This window comes from Paraburkholderia aromaticivorans (assembly GCF_012689525.1).
GTDB lineage: Bacteria > Pseudomonadota > Gammaproteobacteria > Burkholderiales > Burkholderiaceae > Paraburkholderia > Paraburkholderia aromaticivorans_A.
In genome coordinates this window covers 4,040,459-4,064,360 of record NZ_CP051516.1, presented here as the reverse complement: position 1 = coordinate 4,064,360, position 23,902 = coordinate 4,040,459, and the positions used below count along the sequence as shown (strand labels likewise).

Annotated in this window: 17 protein-coding genes and 1 pseudogene; 8 read left to right on the top strand and 10 right to left on the bottom strand. The window is 61.1% G+C overall.

Going from position 1 to position 23,902, the window contains the following annotated elements:
• Window positions 1-49: 49 nt before the first annotated feature.
• A complete protein-coding gene (locus HF916_RS46525; protein WP_168795302.1) occupies window positions 50-535 on the bottom strand; it encodes a DciA family protein in 486 nt (161 codons plus the stop codon).
• 291 nt (window positions 536-826) lie between these two features.
• Between HF916_RS46525 and secA the strand changes: the two genes are divergently transcribed.
• The 4 genes from secA (at window position 827) to HF916_RS46505 (ending at window position 6,375) form a co-directional block, all read left to right on the top strand.
• Window positions 827-3,637, top strand: coding sequence for a preprotein translocase subunit SecA (gene secA, locus HF916_RS46520; protein ID WP_168795301.1), 2,811 nt, complete (start codon window positions 827-829; stop codon window positions 3,635-3,637).
• A gap of 150 nt (window positions 3,638-3,787) precedes the next feature.
• Window positions 3,788-5,029, top strand: coding sequence for a bifunctional glutamate N-acetyltransferase/amino-acid acetyltransferase ArgJ (argJ, locus tag HF916_RS46515; protein WP_168795300.1), 1,242 nt, complete (start codon window positions 3,788-3,790; stop codon window positions 5,027-5,029).
• A gap of 42 nt (window positions 5,030-5,071) precedes the next feature.
• A complete protein-coding gene (locus tag HF916_RS46510) occupies window positions 5,072-5,941 on the top strand; it encodes an ATP-binding protein (protein WP_168795299.1) in 870 nt (289 codons plus the stop codon).
• Window positions 5,942-5,949: 8 nt separating this feature from the next.
• Window positions 5,950-6,375, top strand: coding sequence for an NUDIX domain-containing protein (locus tag HF916_RS46505; RefSeq protein ID WP_168795298.1), 426 nt, complete (start codon window positions 5,950-5,952; stop codon window positions 6,373-6,375).
• Window positions 6,376-6,453: 78 nt separating this feature from the next.
• On the opposite strand, the gene HF916_RS46500 is transcribed toward HF916_RS46505, so the two are convergent.
• The 7 genes from HF916_RS46500 to HF916_RS46470 all read right to left on the bottom strand — a co-directional run bounded on the left by HF916_RS46500 (window position 6,454) and on the right by HF916_RS46470 (window position 13,425).
• Window positions 6,454-6,651: a DNA gyrase inhibitor YacG gene (locus tag HF916_RS46500; RefSeq protein WP_168795297.1), complete on the bottom strand. Its 198-nt coding sequence runs from the start codon at window positions 6,649-6,651 to the stop codon at window positions 6,454-6,456.
• Window positions 6,652-6,774: 123 nt separating this feature from the next.
• Window positions 6,775-7,530 carry a cell division protein ZapD gene (gene zapD / locus HF916_RS46495; protein WP_168795296.1) on the bottom strand — a complete coding sequence of 252 codons (756 nt, stop codon included), beginning with the start codon at window positions 7,528-7,530 and terminating at the stop codon, window positions 6,775-6,777.
• 194 nt (window positions 7,531-7,724) lie between these two features.
• Window positions 7,725-8,327 (bottom strand): dephospho-CoA kinase, encoded by a 603-nt coding sequence (gene coaE / locus HF916_RS46490; RefSeq protein ID WP_168795295.1) that lies wholly within the window; start codon window positions 8,325-8,327, stop codon window positions 7,725-7,727.
• Window positions 8,328-8,330: 3 nt separating this feature from the next.
• Window positions 8,331-9,272, bottom strand: a complete 942-nt coding sequence (locus HF916_RS46485) for a prepilin peptidase (RefSeq protein WP_168795294.1) — start codon at window positions 9,270-9,272, stop codon at window positions 8,331-8,333.
• A gap of 27 nt (window positions 9,273-9,299) precedes the next feature.
• Complete coding sequence (locus tag HF916_RS46480) at window positions 9,300-10,529, bottom strand: type II secretion system F family protein (RefSeq protein ID WP_168795293.1); 1,230 nt, start codon at window positions 10,527-10,529, stop codon at window positions 9,300-9,302.
• A complete protein-coding gene (locus HF916_RS46475) occupies window positions 10,526-11,821 on the bottom strand; it encodes a GspE/PulE family protein (RefSeq protein WP_168795292.1) in 1,296 nt (431 codons plus the stop codon). The genes HF916_RS46480 and HF916_RS46475 overlap by 4 nt, the downstream gene beginning before the upstream one ends.
• Window positions 11,822-12,126: 305 nt before the next feature.
• Window positions 12,127-13,425: an HlyC/CorC family transporter gene (locus HF916_RS46470; RefSeq protein WP_206001989.1), complete on the bottom strand. Its 1,299-nt coding sequence runs from the start codon at window positions 13,423-13,425 to the stop codon at window positions 12,127-12,129.
• A gap of 489 nt (window positions 13,426-13,914) precedes the next feature.
• Here HF916_RS46470 and HF916_RS52185 point away from each other — a divergent pair, with 489 nt between their 5' ends.
• Complete coding sequence (locus HF916_RS52185; protein ID WP_431311444.1) at window positions 13,915-14,262, top strand: helix-turn-helix transcriptional regulator; 348 nt, start codon at window positions 13,915-13,917, stop codon at window positions 14,260-14,262.
• A gap of 459 nt (window positions 14,263-14,721) precedes the next feature.
• Here the strand turns inward: HF916_RS52185 and HF916_RS46460 are convergent, their stop codons facing one another.
• Entirely contained in the window at window positions 14,722-15,000 is a 279-nt protein-coding gene (locus tag HF916_RS46460; protein ID WP_168795290.1) for a hypothetical protein, read from the bottom strand.
• Between the two features lie 768 nt (window positions 15,001-15,768).
• Here HF916_RS46460 and HF916_RS46455 point away from each other — a divergent pair.
• Together HF916_RS46455 and HF916_RS46450 are read left to right on the top strand one after the other, a co-directional pair.
• Window positions 15,769-17,373, top strand: coding sequence for a type I restriction-modification system subunit M (locus HF916_RS46455; RefSeq protein ID WP_168795289.1), 1,605 nt, complete (start codon window positions 15,769-15,771; stop codon window positions 17,371-17,373).
• On the top strand, window positions 17,370-18,731 hold the full coding sequence (locus HF916_RS46450; RefSeq protein WP_168795288.1) for a restriction endonuclease subunit S: 1,362 nt from the start codon (window positions 17,370-17,372) through the stop codon (window positions 18,729-18,731). The genes HF916_RS46455 and HF916_RS46450 overlap by 4 nt, the downstream gene beginning before the upstream one ends.
• Before the next feature lie 198 nt (window positions 18,732-18,929).
• Here HF916_RS46450 and HF916_RS46445 read toward each other — a convergent pair.
• Window positions 18,930-20,506: pseudogene (locus tag HF916_RS46445) on the bottom strand (IS3 family transposase).
• 111 nt (window positions 20,507-20,617) lie between these two features.
• Between HF916_RS46445 and HF916_RS46440 the strand changes: the two are divergent.
• Entirely contained in the window at window positions 20,618-23,902 is a 3,285-nt protein-coding gene (locus HF916_RS46440; RefSeq protein WP_168795287.1) for a type I restriction endonuclease subunit R, read from the top strand.

Below are 23,902 nucleotides of genomic sequence, written 5' to 3'. Positions count from 1 at the left end.
AGCAAGCGCATGAAAAGTAAGCGGCCCAGTCGGGCCGCTTTTTTTCTGCTCAGCGATTTCTCCGATGCCGGGCCGCCATTTTCGCCAGGGCTTCCTGAAGCGGCGAAGGCGCCAGCGACTCGCTCAGTGCGTGGAGGGCGTCCGCGCCAGCTGGCGTCATGCGCGCCTGTTTGACCGGCGGCGGTTCCTTGACAGCCTGCGGCCGCACGCGAATCCGCAGGGAATTCACGGGCCAGCCGCGCTGCTGCAAATCCGACAGCAGCCGAGGCTCCAGATGCCGCAGCCGCGCCGCCAGCGCGTTATGGCCGGCGAACAGGGCCAGCACGCCTTCCTTGATAAAGCTGGGCTCGACGCTCGTCGCCAGATAGTCGGGCAGCAGCGCGCGCAGATCCTTCTCCAATGCCGCAATCTGCTCGACGCCCGCGCGCAGGGCGGCGAACGCGTCCGTGCGATTGAGCACCTCGGCGACCGGCTGCGGGCGGCGCGCCTTGAACTGCTGGGGCGGCGGCCTTGAAAAGGAAGGAAAACGGCTCATGTTGGATGGGTAACGGCGTGTCCGCACCCTATGCGCGTTCACGCCGCGATTGTACCGCGCAGGACGCACGCGGGCCCGCCTCAATGCGGGCTGTCAGAGCTCGCTGCGGCGGCCTTCTGATGCCCTGCCGCCGTCTCGCTGCCGACATAAGCGTGGGCGGGGGCGCGTGCTAAAATGCGCGATTCGAATTCACTCTTGGACTAAGCCGCCGAGGCCCTTCCGACCCCGGAGCGCACGTGCACGACCTGCACGCCGCGACCCAGCCGAAGCCGCGACGCAGACACCGATCCGATGACCACCGGTTTTCTACAGAAGATTTTTGGCAGCCGCAACCAGCGGCTAGTCAAGCAATATCAAAAGACCGTCACGGCGATCAATGCGCTCGAACCGCAGATCGAGCAATTGACGGACGATCAACTGCGCGCCAAAACGGGTGAATTCCGCCAGCGCGTCGCGAGCGGCGAATCGCTCGACAAGCTCCTGCCAGAAGCCTTCGCGGTGTGCCGCGAGGCCAGCAAGCGGGTGCTGAAAATGCGCCACTTCGACGTGCAGCTGATCGGCGGCATGGTTCTGCACTACGGCAAGATCGGCGAAATGCGCACGGGCGAGGGCAAGACGCTCGTCGCTACGCTGCCGGTGTACCTGAACGCGCTGTCGGGCCGCGGCGTCCACGTGGTCACGGTCAACGACTACCTCGCCCAGCGCGACGCCGAATGGATGGCGCGCCTGTACAACTTCCTCGGTCTGTCGGTGGGCATCAACCTGTCGCAGATGGATCACGACGCGAAGCAGGAAGCCTACGCGGCGGACATCACGTACGGCACCAACAACGAATTCGGTTTCGACTACCTGCGCGACAACATGGTCTACGAGACCGACGCGCGCGTGCAGCGAGCCCTGAATTTCGCGGTGGTCGACGAGGTCGACTCGATCCTGATCGACGAAGCCCGTACGCCGCTGATCATCTCCGGCCAAGCCGAAGATCACACCGACCTGTACGTGCGCATGAATGCGCTGCCGCCGCTGCTCGAACGCCAGATCGGCGAAGAGAAAGCGGACGGCACCGGCGTCGAAAAACCGGGCGACTACACGCTGGACGAGAAGGGCCGCCAGGTGTTCCTGACGGAATCGGGCCACGAAAAGGCCGAGCGCCTGCTCGCCGAGTGGGGCCTGATCGGTGAGGGCGAAAGCCTGTACGCGCCGCAGAACATCACGCTGATGCACCACGTGTACGCCGCGCTGCGCGCGCACACGCTGTTCTTCAAGGACCAGCATTACGTCGTGCAGAACGCCGAAGTGGTGATCGTCGACGAATTCACCGGCCGTCTGATGTCGGGCCGCCGCTGGTCGGACGGTCTTCATCAGGCTGTCGAGGCGAAGGAACACGTCAAGATTCAGAGCGAGAACCAGACGCTCGCGTCGATCACGTTCCAGAACTACTTCCGCATGTACGCGAAGCTGTCCGGCATGACCGGCACGGCGGATACGGAAGCGTTCGAATTCAACGAGATCTACGGTCTCGAAACGGTCGTGATCCCGACCAACCGTCCACCCAAACGGATCGACAAGCAGGATCAGATCTACAAGACCGCCAAGGAACGTTACGACGCGGTGATCCGTGACATCCGCGATTGCTACGAGCGCGGTCAGCCGGTGCTGGTCGGCACGACGTCGATCGAAAACTCCGAGTTGCTGTCGCATCTGCTGAAGCAGACCGGCCTGCCGCACGAAGTGCTGAACGCCAAGCAGCACGCGCGTGAAGCCGAGATCGTCGCCGAAGCCGGCCGTCCGAAGCGCATCACGATCGCCACCAACATGGCCGGTCGCGGTACCGACATCGTGCTCGGCGGCAACGCGGAAAAGCAGGCGTCGTTCCTTGAACTGGACGAAACGCTGGCTGAAGACGACAAGCAGCGCCGCATCCACAAGCTGCACGACGAATGGCAAGCGCTGCACGATCAGGTGAAGGCCGCGGGCGGCCTGCACATCATCGGCACCGAGCGTCACGAATCGCGCCGGATCGACAACCAGTTGCGCGGCCGTGCCGGCCGTCAGGGTGACCCGGGTTCGTCGCGCTTCTATCTGTCGCTGGAAGACCCGCTGCTGCGCATTTTCGCCGGCGATCGCGTGCGCGCGATCATGGACCGCCTGAAGATGCCTGAAGGCGAAGCAATCGAGGCGGGCATCGTCTCGCGCTCGATCGAATCGGCGCAGCGCAAGGTGGAAGCGCGCAACTTCGACGTACGCAAGCAATTGCTCGAATACGACGATGTGTCGAACGATCAGCGCAAGGTGATCTACCAGCAGCGCAATGAATTGCTCGAAGCGAATGACATCACGGAAACGATCGGCGCGATGCGCCAGAGCGTGATCGCCGATATCGTTCACCAGTTCGTGCCGGCAGGCAGCATTGAAGAGCAGTGGGACGTGCCCGAGCTGGAAGAAGTGCTGCGCAACGAATGGCAGCTCGACCTCGCGATCCAGGAAATGATCAACGAGTCGAACTCGATCAGCGCGGACGAGATTCTCGAAGCGGTCGAAGCCGCCGCGAATGAAGCCTACGAGTCGAAGGTCGAACTGGTCGGCCGCGAATCGTTCAGCGCGTTCGAGCGCTCGATCATGCTGCAAACGCTGGATCGCAGCTGGCGCGAACATCTGGCCGCGCTCGATCACTTGCGTCAGGGCATCCATCTGCGCGGCTATGCGCAGAAGAATCCGAAGCAGGAATACAAGCGTGAGGCATTCGAACTGTTTGCCGCCATGCTCGACGCTGTGAAGCTCGAAGTCACCCGCGTGGTGATGAACGTGCAGATCCAGTCGCCGGAACAGTTGGAACAGGCTGCCGAACAGCTCGAAGAGCAGGGCGGCCACCTTGAAAACGTCGAATTCCGCCATGCCGAATTCGCCGAAGCGGCTGCCGCGGCACCTGTTGCCGCGGAAGCAGCCACCGCCGCCATGATCGGCGATGCAATGAGCCACGGCTCGTCGCATACGGCTGCAGCGAATATGAGCGCGGACAACGTGCCGAAGGTCGGCCGTAACGACCCGTGCCCGTGCGGCAGCGGCAAGAAGTACAAGCAGTGCCACGGCAAGATCGTGTAATGCCGAATGCGGCGCGCTGAGAGGCGCGCCGCGTCGTTTTACGCAGTACATTGCCTTGATTTCGCGGTGGTCCGGCAGCACGCCCGGGCCACCAGTTTCCGTTTCCCCGATGCCGGCGCCTGCCGGCATTTTCTTCGACAGGTCGCGACCATGGCTGTCAATTTCCCCTCGATCGATCCCGCTCAACTCCATCCCGTCGCCGGCGTTTCGCTCGGCTGGGCGGAGGCGAATATCCGCAAGCCGAACCGCAAGGATGTGCTCGTCATTTCCGTGGGTGAAGGCGCCACGGTGGGCGGCGTCTTCACGCAGAACCGTTTTTGCGCGGCGCCCGTCACGGTGTGCCGTGAGAATCTGGAACGTGTGCGCGCCGGCGGCAAGCCGATTCGCGCGCTGGTGATCAACACCGGCAACGCGAACGCGGGCACGGGTGAGCCGGGCCTCGTGGCGGCGCGCGAAACCTGCGCGGAACTCGCGCGTCTGGCGGACATCACGCCGGAACAGGTGCTGCCGTTTTCGACGGGCGTGATTCTGGAGCCGCTGCCGGTCGATCGGCTGAAGGCGGGTTTGCCGGCCGCTCTGGCGAACCGCAAGGAAGCGAACTGGTACGACGCCGCGCAGGCCATCATGACCACGGACACGCTGCCCAAGGCCACGTCGCGCCAGGTCACGATCGACGGCCACACGGTCACGCTGACCGGCATCAGCAAGGGCGCGGGCATGATCAAGCCGAACATGGCAACCATGCTCGGCTTCCTCGCGTTCGACGCCGCCGTCGCCCAGCCGGTGCTCGACGCGCTGGTCAAGCACGTGGCGGACCGCTCGTTCAACTGCATCACGATCGATGGCGATACGTCGACCAACGATTCCTTCATCCTGATCGCGTCGGGCAAATCGAGCCTGCCGGCGATCACGTCCACCGACTCGCCCGCTTATGTAGCGCTGCGCGACGCGGTGACCGAAGTCGCCCAGAGCCTCGCGCAACTGATCGTGCGCGACGGCGAAGGCGCGACCAAATTCATGACCGTGCAGGTGGAAGGCGGCTCGAGCGTCGGCGAATGCCGCCAGATCGCTTATGCGATCGGCCACTCGCCGCTCGTGAAGACGGCCTTCTATGCATCGGATCCGAATCTCGGCCGCATCCTCGCGGCCATCGGCTATGCCGGCGTGGACGATCTCGACGTCGGCAAGATCGATCTGTATCTGGACGACGTGCTGGTTGCGACTGCCGGCGGCCGCAATCCGGCCTACCGTGAAGAAGACGGCCAGCGCGTCATGAAAAAGAGCGAGATCGGCATTCGTGTCGTACTCGGCCGCGGCGATGCGCAAGCCACAATCTGGACTTGCGATCTGTCGCACGACTACGTGAGCATCAACGCCGACTATCGTTCGTAACCAGGTTTATTACGCGGCCTGTGGGCCGCTTACTTCCCAGCCATGGACAAACTCGAACAGTTTCTGACCCGAGCCGAAGCCGTGCTCGTCCGCCTCGAAGCGATGCTTCCGCCCGCCACGCCGAATATCGACTGGTCGGCGGCAATCGCTTTCCGCTGGCGCAAGCGCCAGGGGCGCGGCTACCTGCAGCCGGTGCCGGCCATCTCAACGATCACGCTCGACGATCTGCAAAACATCGATCGCCAAAAAGGGTTGATCGAGCAGAACACGCGTCAATTCGTGCACAAACAGCCGGCCAACAACGTGCTGCTGACGGGCGCGCGCGGCACCGGCAAGTCGTCGCTGATCAAGGCGTGCCTGAACGCGTACGCGAAAGACGGGCTGCGTCTGATCGAAGTGGATAAGGACGATCTGCACGATCTCGGCGATATCGTCGACCTGATCGCGCAGCGGCCGGAGCGCTTCGTGGTGTTCTGCGACGACCTGTCGTTCGAAGACGGCGAGTCGGGCTACAAGGCGCTGAAGGTCGCGCTCGACGGTTCGATCGCCGCGCAGTCGGACAACGTGCTGATCTACGCGACGTCGAACCGCCGCCATCTGTTGCCCGAGTACATGAGCGACAACGAGACGTACAAGCACACGTCCGACGGCGAGATTCACCCCGGCGAACTGGTCGAAGAAAAGATCTCGCTGTCCGAGCGGTTCGGCTTGTGGGTCAGCTTCTATCCGTTCAAACAGGACGACTACCTGTCGATCATCGGCCACTGGTTGCGGCATTTCGGCTGCGATGACGCCGAAGTCGAAGCGGCGCGCGGCGATGCGCTGGTATGGGCGCTGGAGCGCGGCTCGCGTTCGGGACGCGTTGCGTGGCAGTTCGCGCGCGACTGGTCCGGCCGCAAAACCTCAGCGTGAGTGACGGCATGAGCGACGACGTCGAGAAGAACGCCAACGGTCGAAAGGTGACGGAGGTTGCCGTCGGCGTGATGGTCCAGCCGGATGGACGCTATCTGCTGGCGCAGCGCCCGGCTGGCAAGCCGTACGAGGGTTATTGGGAGTTTCCCGGCGGCAAGCTGGAAGCGGGCGAGTCGGTCGAAGCCGCGCTCGCCCGTGAGTTACACGAGGAACTGGGTATCGACGTCGAGGCAAGCCATCTTTGGCATACGCTCGAGCACGATTACCCGCATGCGTATGTGCGGCTCTTTTTCTGCAAGGTGACTCAGTGGTCCGGCGAGCCGCACGGCCGCGAAGGCCAGGCTTTTGTCTGGCAGACGCTGCCCGCGGATGTCGAGCCGCTGTTGCCGGCGACCATTCCCGTGCTGGAATGGCTCGCAGCTGAAAAGAACTAAAACGGAAGAAGACGGGCGGGAGGTAGCGGGCGCTGCGTTAGCAGCGCCGGTCCGCGTGACCCGGACCGCAGGCCGCGTTTAATGCGGGGTGTAATCCCCACCGGGCGTCTCGTCCGACGACGCTTCCTGATCGGTCCCGCCGATCTTGTACTTCTCAGCGGCCCAAGCGCCGAGATCGCTCTGCTTGCAGCGATCGGAACAGAAGGGGCGGAAGCGGTTCTCAGGTGTCCAGCGGACGTCCTTACCGCAAGTGGGGCATTTGACGACGGTAGGCATACGGTCAGGCAATCAATCGCAAACGGAAGAAGTAACGAATATAGGGGCATTTCTCGCCGCTTTAAAGGCGTGCCCCTTCGCTTTGGATTTACCAGGTAAACGTGACAGGCTTACGAGCGTGGCTTAAAGGCTGCAAAGCGTAAGCTGGAAAGGCACGTCGACGTCGACGGAACGCGGACGCAGATCGCCGTCCTGCACGGTGAAGCGCACCCACAGCATGTACTTGTTCGCACTGGCTTCGGGGATCACGCGCAATTCCGGTGCCACTCGTACCTGCATCAATTGATATGAACGGCCGGACAGCATCTGCTGATAGCTGCCCTGCATGGCCATGACTTTGGACGCCTGGCCGGATTCGCGCGCGAGTCGCAAGACGATGATGGCCGCGTCGCGCAGCGGCAGCATCGGCGTCACCCACTTCGCGATGTCCTGGCGGCGCTGATCAGGATGAATCTGCTGCCACGCGTAGTAAGACGGTAAATCGAACTTGCAGGTGCCGCCTGGAATGATCGCGCGGCTGCGGATGCTAGCGAGCCATTCGTTGTCTGCAAGATGCTGGCCGGTCTTGCCCTGCATCTGCGAAAGCCCCGCGAGCGTTTGCTCGATCTCGCCGAGTACGGCCTCAAGCGCGTTCTGTTCGATTCCCGGATTGCCGCGAAACGGCGCCAGCGTTTGCCGTTGGCGTTCGAGTTCTTTCATCAGATCCGACTTCAGATCCGCGCGGCCCGCAACCTCTGAGATTTCGAACAACGTTGTCAGTGCGACGTGATGTTCCCTGGCGTCTTCCTGAGTCAGAAAGAACGTGAAGCGCTCGAACAGATCTTCGAGGCGCAATAGCGTCCGGATTCGCTCGTTGAAGGGATACTCGTAAAGGATCAAGCGGGCTCGCCTCGGGCGTGGTCGGTGACTGGAATGCAGAACATTCTAATGCCGTGAGACTACCCTAGCAATCACGCACTTTGTCAGCACGCATTTGCAACTTTTTTCACGTGTTTCGGGCCGTTTTCAACGCACTTTTGGCATGCGCATCGCTGCGAAGTTCAACCGGGATTTCCCGAGGTGCCACGTCGGCGTCATGTGCCGGCGAGCGTCAGATACACGCGATGCTGCGCGTCGACTTGCGACTTGAGCGCCTCGAGCGGCGCGTTGTCGTTGTCGATCACGTCGTCGGCCGCGGCGAGGCGCGCTTCGCGTGTGGCCTGACGAGCGATGATCGCCAGCACCTGTTCGCGACTGAAATTGTTGCGGCTCATCACGCGCGAGATCTGCATTTCGACGCTGCAGTCCACCGTCAGCACACGATTCACGCGCGTCTTCCACTTGCCGGATTCGACCAGCAGCGGCACCACGACGATCACATAAGGCCCTTGAGCCTCACGCTGCTCGCGTTCGGTCTCCGCGCGAATCAAGGGATGCGTGATGCCTTCGAGGCGTTTGCGCGCGCTGTCGTCGCTGAATACGAGCGTGCGCATGCGGGCGCGGTCGAGTGAGCCGTCAGGGGCGACGAACGCCTCGCCGAACTCTGCAGCGATTGGCGGCATGGCGATGCCGTGCGGTGCGGTGATGCGGTGCGCGATCAGGTCGGTGTCGACGAGCGGCACGCCGTGCGCGGCAAACAGGTCGGCGACAGTCGATTTGCCGCTGCCGATGCCGCCGGTCAATCCCACAGCAAACATGCGTCAGCCTCCCAAAGCCAGATAAAGCGGTGTGCCGAGAAACAGCGTCAGTGCGCCGCCTGCCGCGAGGAACGGCCCGAAGGGCAGCGGCTCTTCGAAGCGCATGCGGCCACGCCATGTTGCCAGCAGACCGACGACCGCGCCGGTCACCGCTGCAATCAGCACGATCTGCGGCAGCGCCGCCCAGCCGAGCCACGCGCCGAGCGCCGCCAGCAGTTTGAAATCACCATAACCCATGCCTTCGACGCCGCGAATGAGGAGAAATAACCAGTGCACGGCCCACAGCACCAGATAGCCGAAGATCGCGCCGAGCACCGCATCGTGCAAGTTCGTAAACATGCCGTTGAAGTTGACGATGATGCCCGCCCACAGCAACGGCAGCGTCATGGAGTCGGGCAGCAGATGCGTGTCGATGTCGATCGCGCTCATGGCGAGCAGCGCGGCGCACAGTCCGAAGGCGGCGAGCGCCGTGAAGGTCGGGCCGAACAACGCGAGTGCGCCTGCCGCGAACGCTGCACTGGCGATTTCGAGCAGCGGATAGCGCAGGCTCACACGCGCCTTGCATGCGGAGCAGCGACCGCGCAGCAATAGGTAACTCAGCACCGGCAGGTTCTCCCATGCGCTCAACACATGGCCGCAGTGAGGACACGCGCTGCGCGGCACCCACAGGTTGTAGCGTGCCGGCAGGCCGTCTTCTTCCAACGGTTGATCGGCGGCCTCGCTGACTTCCGCGCGCCAGGCGCGATCGAGCATGATCGGCAGCCGATGCACGACCACGTTCAGGAAGCTGCCGATCACGAGGCCGAACACGATGGCGAACGTCATCTGCAGGGTTGCGGGCAAGCTGCCGAACGCCTGGCCGAGACCGGTCGCGAAATGATCGGGCAGCAAGCCCGACAGCAGGCTGGAAGAAGTGTCTGGCACGAGTGGAAGAGTGGCCCGCATAGATTAAGGATGGATTCGGCTGCGATCCTACACCACGTTGCCGAGTTGAATAATGGGAAGATACATCGCGATCACGAGGCCGCCGACCAGCGCGCCGAGCACGACGATGACGAGCGGCTCGCACAGGCTCGACAGCGTGCCGATCTTTTCGTCTACCTGACGATCAGCGAGCGACGCCACGTCGATCAGCATGGTGTCGAGTGCTCCGGACTCCTCCGCAACCGCAATCGGTTGCACGACTTCGGGCGGAAAGCAGCGAGCCGCGCGCATCGCGGCGGCGAGCCGCTCCCCCCGCCGCAGACGCGCTGCGATTTCCACGGTGGCGCGGTCGAAGAAGGCGTTGCCGGTGGCGTGAGTCAGCGAATCGAACGCGTCGGCCAGCGGTGTGCCGGCCGACAGCAAGGTGCCGAGCGCGCGGCTCCAGCGCGCCGCGCACAACGTGCGCAGCAGCGGACCAGCGATCGGTATTGTCAGCGATACGCGCGCAAAGCGGATGCGCGCGGCTTCGGAGCGTCGCAGTAGAAACGTCGCTGCTGAACCGGCGGCGAAGATCAGGGCACATACCGGTATGCTCCATCGCGCCACACCGGACGACAATGCCAGCACGAACTGCGTCGGTGCGGGCAGTCTGGCGCCGAAGCCGTCGAAGATCTGTTTGAAGGTCGGTACGACCCACACGAGCAATGCCGCGGTGATTGCCATCGCCAGTACGAGGATCGCGACCGGATAGGTCAGTGCCGCGCGCACTTTGGCGCGCTGCGCGGCGGCGCGCTCGCGGTCATCGGCGATGCGGGCGAGGACGGCCGCGAGTGCGCCGGCCGCCTCGCCGACTTCGACGAGCTGGCAGTAAAGCGCGTTGAATTGCGCCGGATGCCGCTGCAGTGCCGCGGAAAAACGCAGGCCGCCGGTGATGTCGCGCGCGAGGGCGCCGACGATCCGCGGCATGCCGTGGCGGCGCGAAGTCTGGGCTTGCGCGAGCAGGTCCAGCGCGGGCGCGAGTGGGAGGCCCGCGCGCAGCAGGCTGGCCAGTTGCCGCGTGAATAGCGTGATGTCCGCGGCGCGCGTGGTGGGACGCGGTGCCGGTCCGTACGCCGTCAGTTCGAGGATGAACAGATTGTCGCGCCTGAGCACTGAGCGTGCGATGGCTGCGTCCGGCGCGATGAGTGCGCCGTTTTTCCGCTCGCCGTCGGCATCGACGCCGCGCCATTTGAAACGCATGTCGGAGGCCAGAGGTCGTCGGGTCGTGGCCGTGTTCATGCGACCTCGGTGGCGGCGAGCGCTTCGGCGAGACTGGTGGTGCCGTCGCGCACACGCGTCAACGCCGCATCGCGCAAGGTGCCCACCTGTTCAGTTTGCGAGAGCCGCGCGAGTTCATGCGTGCCGGCGCTCGCGACGATCAACTCGCGCATCGCATCGGACACGGGCATCACCTGATGAACGCCGACGCGGCCGCGATAGCCGATGCCGTGACAGGTCGCGCAACCGACGGCGGCGTAGGGCTGCCAGCCGTCGAGTTGATGCTCGCTGAAACCCGCCGCTCGGAGCGCCGCGACCGACTGCGGCGCCGACACGCGGCACGCGACACAGAGCCGCCGCACCAGCCGCTGCGCGGTGACCATCCGCAACGCGGCCGCGAGGTTATACGGCTCGACGCCGATATCGATCAAACGCGCGACGGCCGCCGGCGCGTCGTTCGTATGCAGGGTCGACAGGACGAGGTGGCCCGTTTGCGCGGCTTTCACGGCGACGTCGGCGGTCTCTTCGTCGCGAATTTCGCCGACCATGATCACGTCGGGATCCTGGCGAAGAAATGCGCGCAGCGCGACCGCGAAGGTGAGCCCGGCTTTTTCGCGCACACTGACCTGGTTGATGCCGGCCAACTGGATCTCCGCGGGATCTTCCACTGAACAGAGATTGCGCGCCTCGCCGTTGAGCAGATTGAGGAAACAGTACAGCGACAACGTCTTGCCGCTCCCGGTGGGTCCGGTGACAAGCATGAGGCCGTGCGGCGCGCGAATCGCGGCGTCCACTGTTTCGCGTTGACGCGAATCGAGGCCGAGCGAGTCGAGTGAGAGATTGGCGGGCAGCGCGTCGAGTCGGCGCAGCACGAGTTTTTCTCCGAATAGCGTGGGCAGCGAGTTGACGCGATAGTCCTCAACGCGTCCCGGCGAAGTGGAAATGCGCAACCGGCCGTCTTGCGGCACGCGACGCTCGGCGATATCCATGCGTGCCAGCACCTTCACCCGAGTAATGAATGCATCGCGCAGATGCGCGGGCGGCGGCGGGATTTCGTGCAGCACGCCGTCGATTCGCAAGCGGACGCGCCAGCCGTGTTCCATTGGCTCGATGTGAAGGTCCGACGCGTTGCGGCGGGTCGCTTCCTGCAATGTGTCGGTCAAGAGACGCACGGCGGGAGCGTTGTCGGGGTCAGTGAGATTTGCTGCGCTGACGTCGGGTGCGAATGGTTTCAGCTTCGCTTTGACGGCGCTTTGGTTGCTGTGAGCGATGGGATGCGACGATGCCGCCGCGGGTTGGAAAGAGGCTTGCATGAGAGACCGGTGACGAACCGCCTGTAGAACACGACGGCTTCATCTTCCGGTAAGGCGGCGGGCGCCGCTATTCGGCCATTCGGCTAATGGCGCGCACTGCGTCTGTGTGCGATGCTGGTGCGTGTCGTGTCGTGTCTGGCTGCAGTGCTCGGCGTTGTCGCGCGGCTGCCTCCCGTGCTTGGCAACGATGCTTGGCTGCGTCGCGCCCTGCGTGTGGTACTGACTGTGGCGCGCGGCCGCGTCGCCCAGTTGCGTGTCGAGCGTGGCTGTGGCGCACGCCGCGTCCTGCAGTTGCGTCGACTAACCTAGCCGCGCAATACCTTGCCGGCTTTCGCACGCGTCGGCGGTCTGAACAGCTTGACCGTACGAATCGCCTGATCGTCGCTGCGCATCACCTCGAGTTTGACTTCGCCGATCTGCACGCACACGTCGCCGTCGGGAATATCTTCGAGAATTTCGAGGATCAGACCGTTGAGCGTTTTCGGCCCGTCGGTGGGCAGCGTCAGATGCAGCCAGCGGTTCAACTCGCGCAGCGGCATGCTGCCGGCCACGATGCATTCGCCGTTCTCGTTCCAGCCGCCGCGCGAATTGGCGCCGCGCGGAATGGACGTGGTGAACTCGCCGATCAATTCCTCGATGATGTCTTCCGGCGTGACGAGGCCCTGCAATTCGCCGTATTCGTTGACGACCAGCGCCGTGCGGTGGCGGCTCTCCTGGAAGAATTGCAATTGCTGGAAAACCGGCGTGCCGCTCGGTACGAAGTACGGCTCGGCCAGCAGCTCGCGCAGCGTCTCGCGTTCAAGCTCCTGGTTGTGCAGCGCCGCCAGTGTCTTGCGTACGTGCAGCACACCGAGCACCCGGTCGATGTCGCCTTGATAGACGATCAGCTTGTTGTGATAGCAGGTTTCGAGTTGATGCAGGATCTGTTCGAACGGCGCGTCGAAGTCCAGCGCCTCGATGCGGCGGCGCGGGATCATCACGTCGTCGACGGAAATGTTTTCCAGGTCGAACAGGTTCAGCAGAATACTGCGGTGTTTGGTCGGCATGAAACTGCCGGACTCGAGCACGATGGTGCGCAGTTCTTCGGTCGAAAGTCGCTGATCGTGCGCGCCTTTCGTATTGATGTGCAGCACGCGCAGAATGCCGTTTGCAAAAAGATTGACGAACCACACCAGCGGTTTGGCGACGCGCATCATCGGTGCAATCAGCAGGCTGGCCGGCAGCGCGACTTTTTCAGGGAACGTAGCGCCGACGATCTTTGGCGTTATTTCCGCGAAAACGATGATCAGAAACGCGACGATACCGGTCGCGATCGACAGCACCAGGTTGTTCCGGCCGAACGTGTGCAGGGCGATAGAGGTGGTGAGCACCGGGATGATGGTGTTGAACAGGTTGTTGCCGATCAGCACGACGCTCAAAAGCTGATCCGTCTGCGCGAGGAGACCTTGAGTGGTCTTTGCGCCGAGCGCATTCTGATTGGCCAGATGTTTCAGGCGATGGCGGTTGATCGCCATCATCGCCGTTTCGGAAATCGAAAAGAAGCTCGAGCAGACAAGCAGCAGAAAGACGGCGCCAATCTGCGCCCATAAGGGAAGTTGTTCCACGCGTCGTGAAGGATAGGGCAAAGGATGAAGAGAATATAGCAGAGGGGCTTGCGCGCGCCGTTTGGGCTGGCGGCAAAAGACAGGGCGGTAATGGCGGTGCGGGGCGCGCGAGGGAAATAACACGCCGTACGTGACCCAAAAACAAAAAAACCGCCGAGCAAGCTAGGCGGTTTTTCGAGCCTTGAATTAACAAGGCAAATCTGGTCGGGGTGAGAGGATTCGAACCTCCGGCCTCTACGTCCCGAACGTCAATTCAGCGCCTTACACGAGGTTCATTAGTATAGTCACTTCATTAGAAATCAACAACTTGCGCTTGGTTTCGCTTAGTTTCGCTCGCGTGCGCACAGGGGGGAATCCGAGTCTTTTCACGCAGGTTTAACGCAGATTTTTGGGAGCCAGGCGGGGCCGAGGTCGGCCGGCGCGCCGGCTCACTCGAAATCTAACTATGCGTCGCTATACGGAGAATTCTCCCTCCAGAAGAGCTATTCAATGACCGTTGAGCCGTTTCAACCCTTGACCAAACAGGATGTTGCCCAGCTACTGCACGTTTCAGTTCGCACCGTCGAGAACCTCGTGAGCGGCGGCAGTATGCCTGCTCCCGCTCGTATTGGCGGACGGGTGTTTTGGCACCCAGATGTTCTTTATGGATGGCTTTCGGAGGCACTTCTAAAGCCGGATGAGCCGAGTGCGGGCTCACCCGGCGCGCAGATTGGCGAAGGAAACGTTGCGCCGGAGCCATCCATTTTGAGAGCGGCTCCAGTGACCGTTCGGACACCGGCGAAGTCGAGCGACGTAACGCGGGCGAAGGCCCGCCAGGCCTGCAAGCTAGCAACTTAGGTCTAACGTCAGGCCGGTCACGGCGCCGAATCATCGACTCGAAAACGCCGGAGAATTCTTTACGCCTCGGGATGTCGTGCGACTCGTGACTACCCTAGTATTTCGCCAGTGACCACAACGCCCTGACGGACGAAGGCGTCGTCCGCACCGTTTGCGATTGCGCAGCCGGAACTGGCGGCTTACGAACATGCTCGCCTGGTTGAGACTTCCGTGCAGTTCCAGCTCATGACCGGCGCACGGCGCAGTGAAACGCTTATGCTGACCTGGTCGCAATGTTGCGCCAGTTGCCTCGCAGCGGAGAACTCGTTTTTCCGATGAGCATCGACGGCCTGCGCAAGACCTGGCAGCGAATGTGTCAGCGGGCGCGTCTGACCGGCGATAGCGAATTGCACATTCACGACCTGCGGCATGAGGCCTTCCCGGGTGGCAGAAGCGAGCAGCAATACTCCGGGCGGATTTTCACTGGTGGACCTCCCGCACTTCGGCGGCCATTGCGATGTCCGCATGCTGCTGCGTTATGCCCATCTGTGCACCCAAAGCCTCGCCAGGCGCCTGGACGCAGCTTTTGCTTCCGACTCGCAGTCCGTCACTCATCACTGACGACGCGAGCTCACGGTCAGAGCGTCGATTAAGCTCAATGAGATTCTGAACGAATCGACGGGCGCGGCCGCTGGCGAACTCGCCGATAACAACGACATTGACGAGGTGCGTCCGACCACCCACGGCAACGTCGTTCACGTTAACTTCGGTCGCAAGGTTGCGTGATTGCGGTCGGCCCGCCAGCAAGGCGCGGCGACGTAAAGGGTAAAGACCGGGCATCGAGCATTGACGCTCGGTCTTGGGTTTGAAGTGCCTGCACGATGCTGCCTCGTCTCGCTGTCCGACCTGCCAAGGTCAGCGTTCGTTCTTCCCGCCATCAAGCGGGAAGAACGGCACTTCACTGCAACGGGCCGCCAAGCCCAACCACACACTTTGGCAAACGCTCCAACTTTTCGGAACACGGTGCCAGCCGTGCCGCCACGTTTGTGGCTTCCCATAGGCTCCGGTCGTATCGCCCAATGAATCAAACCCTACTCAGTCAGTCCCCCTCCCTGCCATCAACCCGTGCGGCGCCCCGCCTGAGCTGGCTAGGCTATGAAATCGTCCGCCCCGCCGCACAGGGACGCTGCCTGGACCTGGCGACGCCCCCGGCAGGAGATGGCCGACCTCCATGCCTTGCTGGCCTTTCAGGCTGGCAAGCGGCATCATACGGCCTTGGCTGAAACGCGCGAGCGTATGCCCGGCAACCGGGCTTTCACGGCGTACGGACGCAATCCTGGGCACTGTTTCAGGACACGCGCCGGCGCGGCTATGCCGGGCCGCTACCCCAGCTCCCATATTTTCAGAAAATCAGTCATGGGCAGCGACTGCTCTTAGCCCCATGAAAGAGTCTCTCTGATGGCGTGGACAGAGTTGTGGCAAAACTGAGGCTCCGTAGTTAACTGTTGTGTATCGAGTAAAGTCTCCATGAGCAATAAACTATCCCTCGAAGCGCTGGAAAGCTGGCTTTGGGAATCCGCTAACATTCTGCGCGGCTCTATCGACTCGTCCGACTTCAAAAACTACATCTTCGGCCTGCTGTTTCTGAAGCGCTTCAACGACGTGTTTGAAGAGCGCGGGGCCCAGTTGACGCAGAATGAGGGACTGAATGGCCGGGAGGCCGAGGAAGAAATCGAAGACAAGTGGGGCAAATTCCCCACCAGTGCCCGCTGGCCGACGCTGATTTCGCAAACCGAAAACATCGGCGAAGCACTGGACAAGGCTTTTGCCACCATCGAAGCCAACAACCCCGAACTGCAGCACGTGCTCACCGCCACCCAGTATGGCGACAAGCGCGTCCTGTCCGATGCCACCCTGCAGCGGCTGTTGCGCCACTTCAACCAGTACAGGCTGGGCAATGCCGACATGTACAAGGCCGACATGCTGGGCGATGCCTACGAATACCTCATCAAGCAGTTCGCCGACGATGCCGGCAAGAAGGGTGGCGAGTTCTACACCCCCAAGGCGGTGGTGCAACTGGTGGTGGAACTCATCGACCCGCAACCGGGCCACGCGGTGTACGACCCCACCTGTGGTAGCGGCGGCATGCTGGTCGAGAGCGCGCATCACGTTGCCAGACTGCCCAACGGTACTTTGCTTGGCGACAAGCCGAACGTGCTGCTCTACGGACAGGAAAAGAACCTCGGCACTTGGGCCATTGCCAAACTGAACCTCTACCTGCACAACATGCGGGCCGAGATACAACGCGGCGATACGCTGGTCGAACCCAAGCATCTCGATGGTGACTACCTCAAGACTTTCGACCGGGTGATTGCCAACCCGCCGTTCTCGGCCAAGTCATGGTGGTCGCCGCTCGAATTGGCGGCCGAGGCCGAGCAGGACAGTGACAAAAAACCCAAGGCCCCCAATTACAGACAGGTCAACGACCCCTATGGTCGCTTCGTGTACGGCATTCCGCCCCGTGGTTATGCCGACCTTGCCTTTGCCCAGCACATGCTGGCCAGCCTGAAGGCCGATGGCCGCATGGGAATTATCCTGCCGCATGGTGTGCTGTTCCGTAGCGGTGAAGAAGGCAGGATTCGTGAAGGGCTGCTGTTTGGTACCGGCGCCGCCAGTGGCAACCAGCCGGGTGACCTGATTGAAGCCGTTATCGGACTGCCCTCGGCCCTGTTCTACAATACTGGCATCCCGGCCTGCGTGCTGATACTGAACAAACAGAAACCGGCCGCCCTCAAGGGCAAAGTCGTCATCATCGATTCCAGCCGCGACTACCTAGAAGGCAAGGCCCATAACAGCCTGCGCCCCGGGGACATTGCGCGTATCGTCAACACCCACAAGGCTGCGGTCGACAAGCAGACCGAGGTGGCCAACTTCTGCCGGGTGGTGACGCTGGGCGAAATCCGCGACAACGATGGCAATCTGAACATTGCGCGGTACATCGACGACGGCGAGACAGAAGCAACCGTCGATGTGGCCGCCACCTTGTCGCGACTGAGAACGCTTGCCGATGAAGAAGCTGAGATTGATGCTCGGCTGAATGGCTATCTGGCGGAGTTGGGGCTGACCAAATGACAGCAGAGCGTATCGAAACGATTGTTGGTCGGGTACCTGTCTCTTGGAAAATCAAAACTCTCGAAGAAATTTCGAATTTCATTACGAAGGGCGGGACACCGACGACCTATGGATTTGAGTGGGCTGACGAAGGCGATGGGATTCCGTTCCTTCGAAGCGAGTGCGTAACGGATGCTGGGTTCAATCCTAAGGGGATGAACTACATTTCTGCCGAGGCACACGTTCAAATGAGCCGCTCCGAGATAAAACCCGGCGACCTGTTAATGTCCATCACGGGCAACATCGGTCGTGTGGCCAAAGCCCCAAAACAGTTTAAGACAGCCAATATTAATCAACATATCGCTCGCATCCGCATATTGGAGGAGGCAGGCGTATGCACTGAATATGTCCATCAATGTCTAAAGCATGATGGATATTCGACTTATTATCGAACCATCCTTACCGGCCAGGCTTACCCCCAAATCAGTCTTCAGCAAGTTCGAGAAACCCGTATTGCACTCCCCTTACTTCCCGAACAAAAGAAAATCGCCGCCATCCTCACGGCAGTGGACGACAAGCTGGACGTGATTGCCCGCCAGATTGAGGCCACCCAGACCCTGAAGCAAGGGTTGATGCAGACGCTGTTCAGCCAGGGGGTGGGTTCCCAACATGCAGACGGTCGCTGGCAGCCACATACTGAGTTCAAAGACAGTGAACTCGGGAAGATTCCTGTGGAGTGGCAAACTGGCACCTTGGAGCAAATATCTGAGTTCATCACGAAAGGTGGGACGCCCACCACATATGGGTTTGACTGGGCCTCTCCGGACGACGGGATTCCATTTTTTCGAAGTGAATGCGTCACTAACAATGGGTTCAATCCAAAGGGCATGAACTACATTCATGTTGAAGCCCACAATCAGATGAATCGCTCCCAGGTTGAGCCGGGCGATTTGCTCATGACCATCACGGGAAATATTGGCAGAGTGGCGCGAGCGCCAGCTGATTTCCCCACCGCAAACATTAATCAGCACATTGCGCGCATACGAATTAGAGAAGGCTGGAGCGCAGACTTTGTGTACCAAAGCTTAAGGCAAGACTTTTATGCGAAACATTACGGCTCCATTTTGACTGGGCAAGCATATCCACAAATAAGTCTCAAGCAGGTCCGAGAGACTCTCGTTGCGTTGCCGCCAAGCGCGGAGCAGCAAAGAATGGCGGAGATACTGGCAGACTTCGACGCAAAAATAGCCTCGTTATCTGCAAAGCGAAGCAATTATCGGGCCCTCAAACGCGGCCTTATGCAAAAGCTGCTGACCGGCGAATGGCGGGTTAATTTTGAAGCCACCGCAGCGGTGATAGAAATGGCAGCGATAGCATGAGTTTCGCGGCCGGCGGCGCCCTGAAATCTGCGGTCCCTGCACGAAGAGCGGGTGCTGCGCCGGAGGTAATCGCTTATATGCCGCTTAAATGCAACGTGCAATGCGCCGACCCTGATAGAGACCAAGGTGGTGCTCGACGTGGAGAATGCATGCTTGGGCGGAAGTTTTCCAGCTAGTTGTCGCCTCGACGTTTTGAATTCAGGCTGCTTTTAATTCCTGGTTACGGGGTCGTCGAATGTTGACCGTCGGCTCAGCACGATCGGGATTCAGATGCACGACATGAACGCGCTGCCAGTCCCGCGTGGCACCTTTCCATCGTAGCGGATGACGTTCGCGCGCACCCTCGTAGAGCGCCTTGCGGCGCTCGAGGATGTCCTGATCAAGATTCGCATGGCGCTGGGCCGGCGTCACGAAACGGATCGCACTGTGGCGGTGTTCGTGGTTGTACCAGCGCACCAGTTCTGCAACCCAGGTGCGGGCGGCGAACAGGGTATCGAATGCCTCTAACGGATAAGCGGGCCGGTACTTCAGCGTTTTGAACAACGATTCCGAATAGGGGTTGTCGTTGCTCACGCCGGGGCGACTCAACGACGGCATCACGCCCAAGGCCTGCAAGGTGGCAAGCATCGTGGCGCCCTTCATTGGGCCGCCGTTGTCGGAGTGCAAAATTACCTGGTTGGGCTGTATCGCCTCACGCGCGCATAGATCCTTGAGCACCTCGCTGGCCTGGGCGCTACTCTCTTCGGCGTAGACCTGCCAGCCGACGATCTTGCGGCTGAACACGTCCATAAACAGATACAGATAAAAGTACTGCCCGCGGATCGTCGCCGGCAAGTACGTGATGTCCCAACTGTAAAGCTGATTCGGCGCGTCCGCGCGAACCGCTCGTGGTTTGCCGCATGATTTGACCGGCCGTTCACTGCGCCGATGGGCAAGCTGCTTCTCGGCTTTCAGCACCCGATAGAACGTCGACTCCGAGGCGATATAGCGTTGCTGGTCAGCCAGCCGAGGCACGATCTGGCTCGGCGGCAAATGACCAAACTCGGCCGAGTTCGCAACTGCCAGCAGCTCGGTGCGTTCCTCGGCGCTCAGCTTGTGAGATGGCTCATGGTGTCGTAACGAGCGCCCGTCCACCGCGTCAGGTTCGCCACCTTGCCAACGCTGAACCGTCCGTGCGCTCAGCCCCAGCATCTCACACGCGGGCGCCTGGCGAGCCCCCGCCAGGGTCGCCTCGCTGATCAGGCCGATCAATGTCTTGCGCTCTTCAAGGGCTGTCATTCGGCCTCGCCCTCGAACAGCGCACGATACTTTTTTTGCAGCACCAACAGCGCCGCCGCCTCCGCCAGCGCTTTCTCCTTGCGGTTCAATTCGCGCTGTAATTGGACATTGGCTTGCTTCAGATCCCGTACTTCCTGGCCGTTCTCACGCCGACCGCCGGTCCCGCCGACGGCGCAAAAATCCATGCGCCACTGCGTGAGATGATGAGCGAACAGCCCCCGCTCACGACACCACGCGTTCAGTGCTTCGTCGACCAGGCCGTGGCTCTCATGCAAAGCCAGCAGCCGTTCTTCCGGCGACCAGTCTTCTGGACGTTTTGCTAGTCCGGAGCCTGAGCTCCGACCCGCAGCGGCGCTACCTCTCATCCACTTCCTTAATGTCAGTAAATTCATGTTCAATTCGTCGGCCACCGATCCAACCGTGCGGCTCCCGCGCTGCAAAACTTTCGACAGCGCTTGCTCTTTGAACTCGACAGAATACGTTTGTTTCGCCTTCAACCTGCACCTCTGACTCTTCAATTTAAGAAAATTCAGAGGCGACAACTATTGTGACACCGGGGGTGGGCGAGCATAGTGGACTGAATAACCAAAAAAGCAGACGGAAGCGTAATGCAGAGAGATGCCGAAAAGGTTGGCGTAGAGCGCCCAGCCATCGAAACACTGGTCAAGCTGGGTTACAGCTATTTACCGGGGAACATGGTGGAGGTCGAACACCGCCATCTCGCACCGGTGCTGGACAACATCCTGCGCCCAAGACTGCTGACCTTGAACCCATGGTTGGGTAATGCTCCCGGTGGTCTGGACGCTGTCTTGATTGAGTTACGGAAACGGGTGAACGACGACCTGCTGCCGGCGAACAAGGCATTCTGGGAGCAGGTGGTCCATCGTTCCGACATCCAGGTTAAGGATGTCGACGGCAAGCTGCGCAGCGTGCGTTTCTTCGATACAGTAGCACCCGCCAATAACGACTTCCATGTTGTTGACCAGTACGTCGGCAAGAACACCGACGGTGACCTGTTCCGCCCCGACCTGCTGCTGTTCGTGAATGGTCTGCCGCTGGCCATCATTGAATGCAAGGCCAGCCACCACCGGCTGGATGAAGCGTTAGCGCAACTGGACGGCTACCAAGCCAGTTTTCCGACCCAGTTCGTGTACAACCAGGTCTGTGTGGGGTTGAACAGGCGGGAGGGAATATATGCGGCCATTCTGACCGCGCCGGCTTTCTATGCGCGATTCCGGCTGCAGGAAGCCGAACTGGCGACGGTGTCCGGCTTATTGGGTGCAGACCCGAGCGACCAGGACCAGCTGTTGTGGGCGCTGTTTGAACAGGGTCGGCTTTTGGAATTTATCACCCACTTCATCCTGTTCGAAACCCGCGACGGCAAGACCGTGAAGAAACTGCCGCGTTATCAGCAGTGGCGTGCAGTGCGCAAAACCATAGCCCGTCTGACTGCCACCAAGCCCATCGGCGGCGTGGTGTGGCATACCCAGGGAAGTGGCAAATCACTGACCATGGCGCTGCTGGCCAGAATGCTGCGGGCCGATAGCACCGGCCTGAACAACCCGACCGTGCTGGTACTGACCGACCGCAAAGACCTCGACAAGCAAATCTTTGACACCTTCCACGCGGTGGGCATCAGAGCCGTTCAGGCCGTTTCGGTTGATGGTTTGATGAAGCTGCTGGGCAACGACTACGGCAGCGTGCTTACCAGCACGGTGCAGAAGTTTCAGGAAAACGAGCAGCTGGACGACGACGCCAAAACCACGCCGGATGAGGCGGACGACACCTTGCAGGCTACCCGGTATAGAAGGGTGCACGAGGGTAAGGACTTCTTCATGGTCGAAGAGCGCAATGTCCACTACAGGCAGCACGATGCCGACGGGGTATTGCTCGATGCCAGGTGGGAAGAGCTCAGTCGCGAAAAAGTCAACTTCCTGGTACTGAGCGCCAAAACGAACTTCTATGTGCTGGTCGATGAAGCTCACCGCAGCCAGTACGACTTCCTGGCCGCCTTCATGCGCGCCAGTCTGCCCAACGCGAAGTTCATCGCGTTTACCGGCACTCCGCTGCTGAACGACGACAAGCACACGCTGGCCGAGTTTGGCGGTGACACCTACATAGACGAATACCGGCTGCACGAGGCGGTGGCTGACGGCGCTACCCTGCCCATCAAGTACCAGGACGCATGGGTAGCGCTGTCGGCCGATGCCAAGCTCGACCAAGCCTTCAAAGACCAGTTCGCGAGTGAGGATGAAGCCCGGCAGCAAGCGCTGAAGAAAGAGCTACTCTCACGTTGGCGACAGGCCGGCGACCGTATGGAACAGGTGGCGGCGCATCTGGTTGAGCACTTCCTCGCGAACGTACGAGCCAAGGGCCTCAAAGCCATGCTTGTCTGCGACGGCCGTGACATGGCCGTGCGATACAAGGATTTGCTCGATGGGCTGATGCAGGAACGCCAGGCGAAGGGCCTGCATACGTTTGAAAGCCGGGTGGTCATCTCCCTGGCCAGTGCCACTGCGTCCCGTACCGGGGCGTCGGAGCAGCAAGAAGCGGCCGAGAAGAATGTCGAGAAAGACCGCATCCAGACCATCGAGGAGCGTGTCCGCGCTGAACTGAAGGCCGGAAAACAGCCTGTCGCGCTACCGTCCGAACAGATTGCCAATTTTGTCGGCAAGCTGTTTCCGCTGCCGTATGGTGATGAGGTCAAGGGCCGGGATGGTCAGCCTCATGCCAATAACGTGGGCCTCATCATCGTCTCGGACATGCTGCTGACTGGCTGGGATGCACCTATCGTCGGCACCATGTACCTTGACAAGCCGCTGAAAGAACACACGCTGTTACAGGCGATTGCGCGAGTAAACCGCGCCATGACCGGCAAGAACGCCGGTTACATCGTCGACTACCACGGCGTTGTCGAACACCTCGACCACGCCCTGAAGATTTACGGCGGCGAAGTGCAACCTGCACAGGTCTGGCAAGGTGTGGAAAGCGAACTGCCCAAACTGCAAAGCACGCTCGACCGCATCCTCAAGCTGCTGCCGAGGAAGCACGACCCGGTATCCCGGCGCGAGGATTACAAGGACGACGCTGAACGCTTCCTTGACCCGGCCAGCCGCTTGGATGCAGTGGAAGACTTCCTGGAACTGCTGAAGCAGTTCAACCGCAGTATCGACATCATCCTGCCTGATGTGCGCGGCGTGCCGTTCAAGTCTTACTTCACCCTGTTTGCAGAAATACGGCTGATGCTGCGCGACAAGCTGCCTGGCGGCACCTACCGGGAGCGCATCACCAAGCTGGAATCGGTCCTGTTGCAGCAGCTGCTGGATGAATACATCGCCGCCAGCCCGGCCAAGAGTCTGTTGGGACGCGAGGTGTCGATACTGGACGCCAGTGATATGGCCCGGCTGAAAAAGCTGGCCAGCCCCGGCAGTCAAGCGTTGGTGATGAAGAACCAACTGAAGTACACCATCGTTACCGGCCGGGACAAAGACCCCGCGTTCTTCGACAAGCTGGCCGAAGAACTGGAAAAGCTACTCGAAGAAGAGAAGGCTGGCCGCATCAGCCAAGCCCAGTTTTTAGAACAGCTCGAGTTGTTTGGGCAGCGTGTCAAGGACAAAGACAATACCGGTTTCGAACATCCGGCTCATTCAGCCGTCTACCACTACCTGGCTGCCTTGCTGGCCGAAGACACCGCCCGGGTGGCCGCCACCAAGCTGTTTGAAGACGCCGAGCTGAGCCGCACTATGGCGGCGACTAGCTGGAAGCAGATGCACGACCTGCACCCGGAAATTCGCGACCTGTTGCGCAAGCTGCTGATGCCGTTGGCGGGATGGGAACGCTCGGTGGCCCGTGACCATGCCGCCCGTATCCTGGACATCCTGCTGAAGAACTGA

Excerpts from the sequence above, each read along its gene's own strand:
- HF916_RS46525 (WP_168795302.1), bottom strand. The coding sequence starts at position 535 with ATGAGCCGTTTTCCTTCCTTTTCAAGGCCGCCGCCCCAGCAGTTCAAG.
- secA (WP_168795301.1), top strand. The coding sequence starts at position 827 with ATGACCACCGGTTTTCTACAGAAGATTTTTGGCAGCCGCAACCAGCGG.
- argJ (WP_168795300.1), top strand. The coding sequence starts at position 3,788 with ATGGCTGTCAATTTCCCCTCGATCGATCCCGCTCAACTCCATCCCGTC.
- HF916_RS46510 (WP_168795299.1), top strand. The coding sequence starts at position 5,072 with ATGGACAAACTCGAACAGTTTCTGACCCGAGCCGAAGCCGTGCTCGTC.
- HF916_RS46505 (WP_168795298.1), top strand. The coding sequence starts at position 5,950 with ATGAGCGACGACGTCGAGAAGAACGCCAACGGTCGAAAGGTGACGGAG.
- HF916_RS46500 (WP_168795297.1), bottom strand. The coding sequence starts at position 6,651 with ATGCCTACCGTCGTCAAATGCCCCACTTGCGGTAAGGACGTCCGCTGG.
- coaE (WP_168795295.1), bottom strand. The coding sequence starts at position 8,327 with ATGTTTGCTGTGGGATTGACCGGCGGCATCGGCAGCGGCAAATCGACT.
- HF916_RS46485 (WP_168795294.1), bottom strand. The coding sequence starts at position 9,272 with ATGCGGGCCACTCTTCCACTCGTGCCAGACACTTCTTCCAGCCTGCTG.
- HF916_RS46480 (WP_168795293.1), bottom strand. The coding sequence starts at position 10,529 with ATGAACACGGCCACGACCCGACGACCTCTGGCCTCCGACATGCGTTTC.
- HF916_RS46475 (WP_168795292.1), bottom strand. The coding sequence starts at position 11,821 with ATGCAAGCCTCTTTCCAACCCGCGGCGGCATCGTCGCATCCCATCGCT.
- HF916_RS52185 (WP_431311444.1), top strand. The coding sequence starts at position 13,915 with ATGACCGTTGAGCCGTTTCAACCCTTGACCAAACAGGATGTTGCCCAG.
- HF916_RS46455 (WP_168795289.1), top strand. The coding sequence starts at position 15,769 with ATGAGCAATAAACTATCCCTCGAAGCGCTGGAAAGCTGGCTTTGGGAA.
- HF916_RS46450 (WP_168795288.1), top strand. The coding sequence starts at position 17,370 with ATGACAGCAGAGCGTATCGAAACGATTGTTGGTCGGGTACCTGTCTCT.
- HF916_RS46440 (WP_168795287.1), top strand. The coding sequence starts at position 20,618 with ATGCAGAGAGATGCCGAAAAGGTTGGCGTAGAGCGCCCAGCCATCGAA.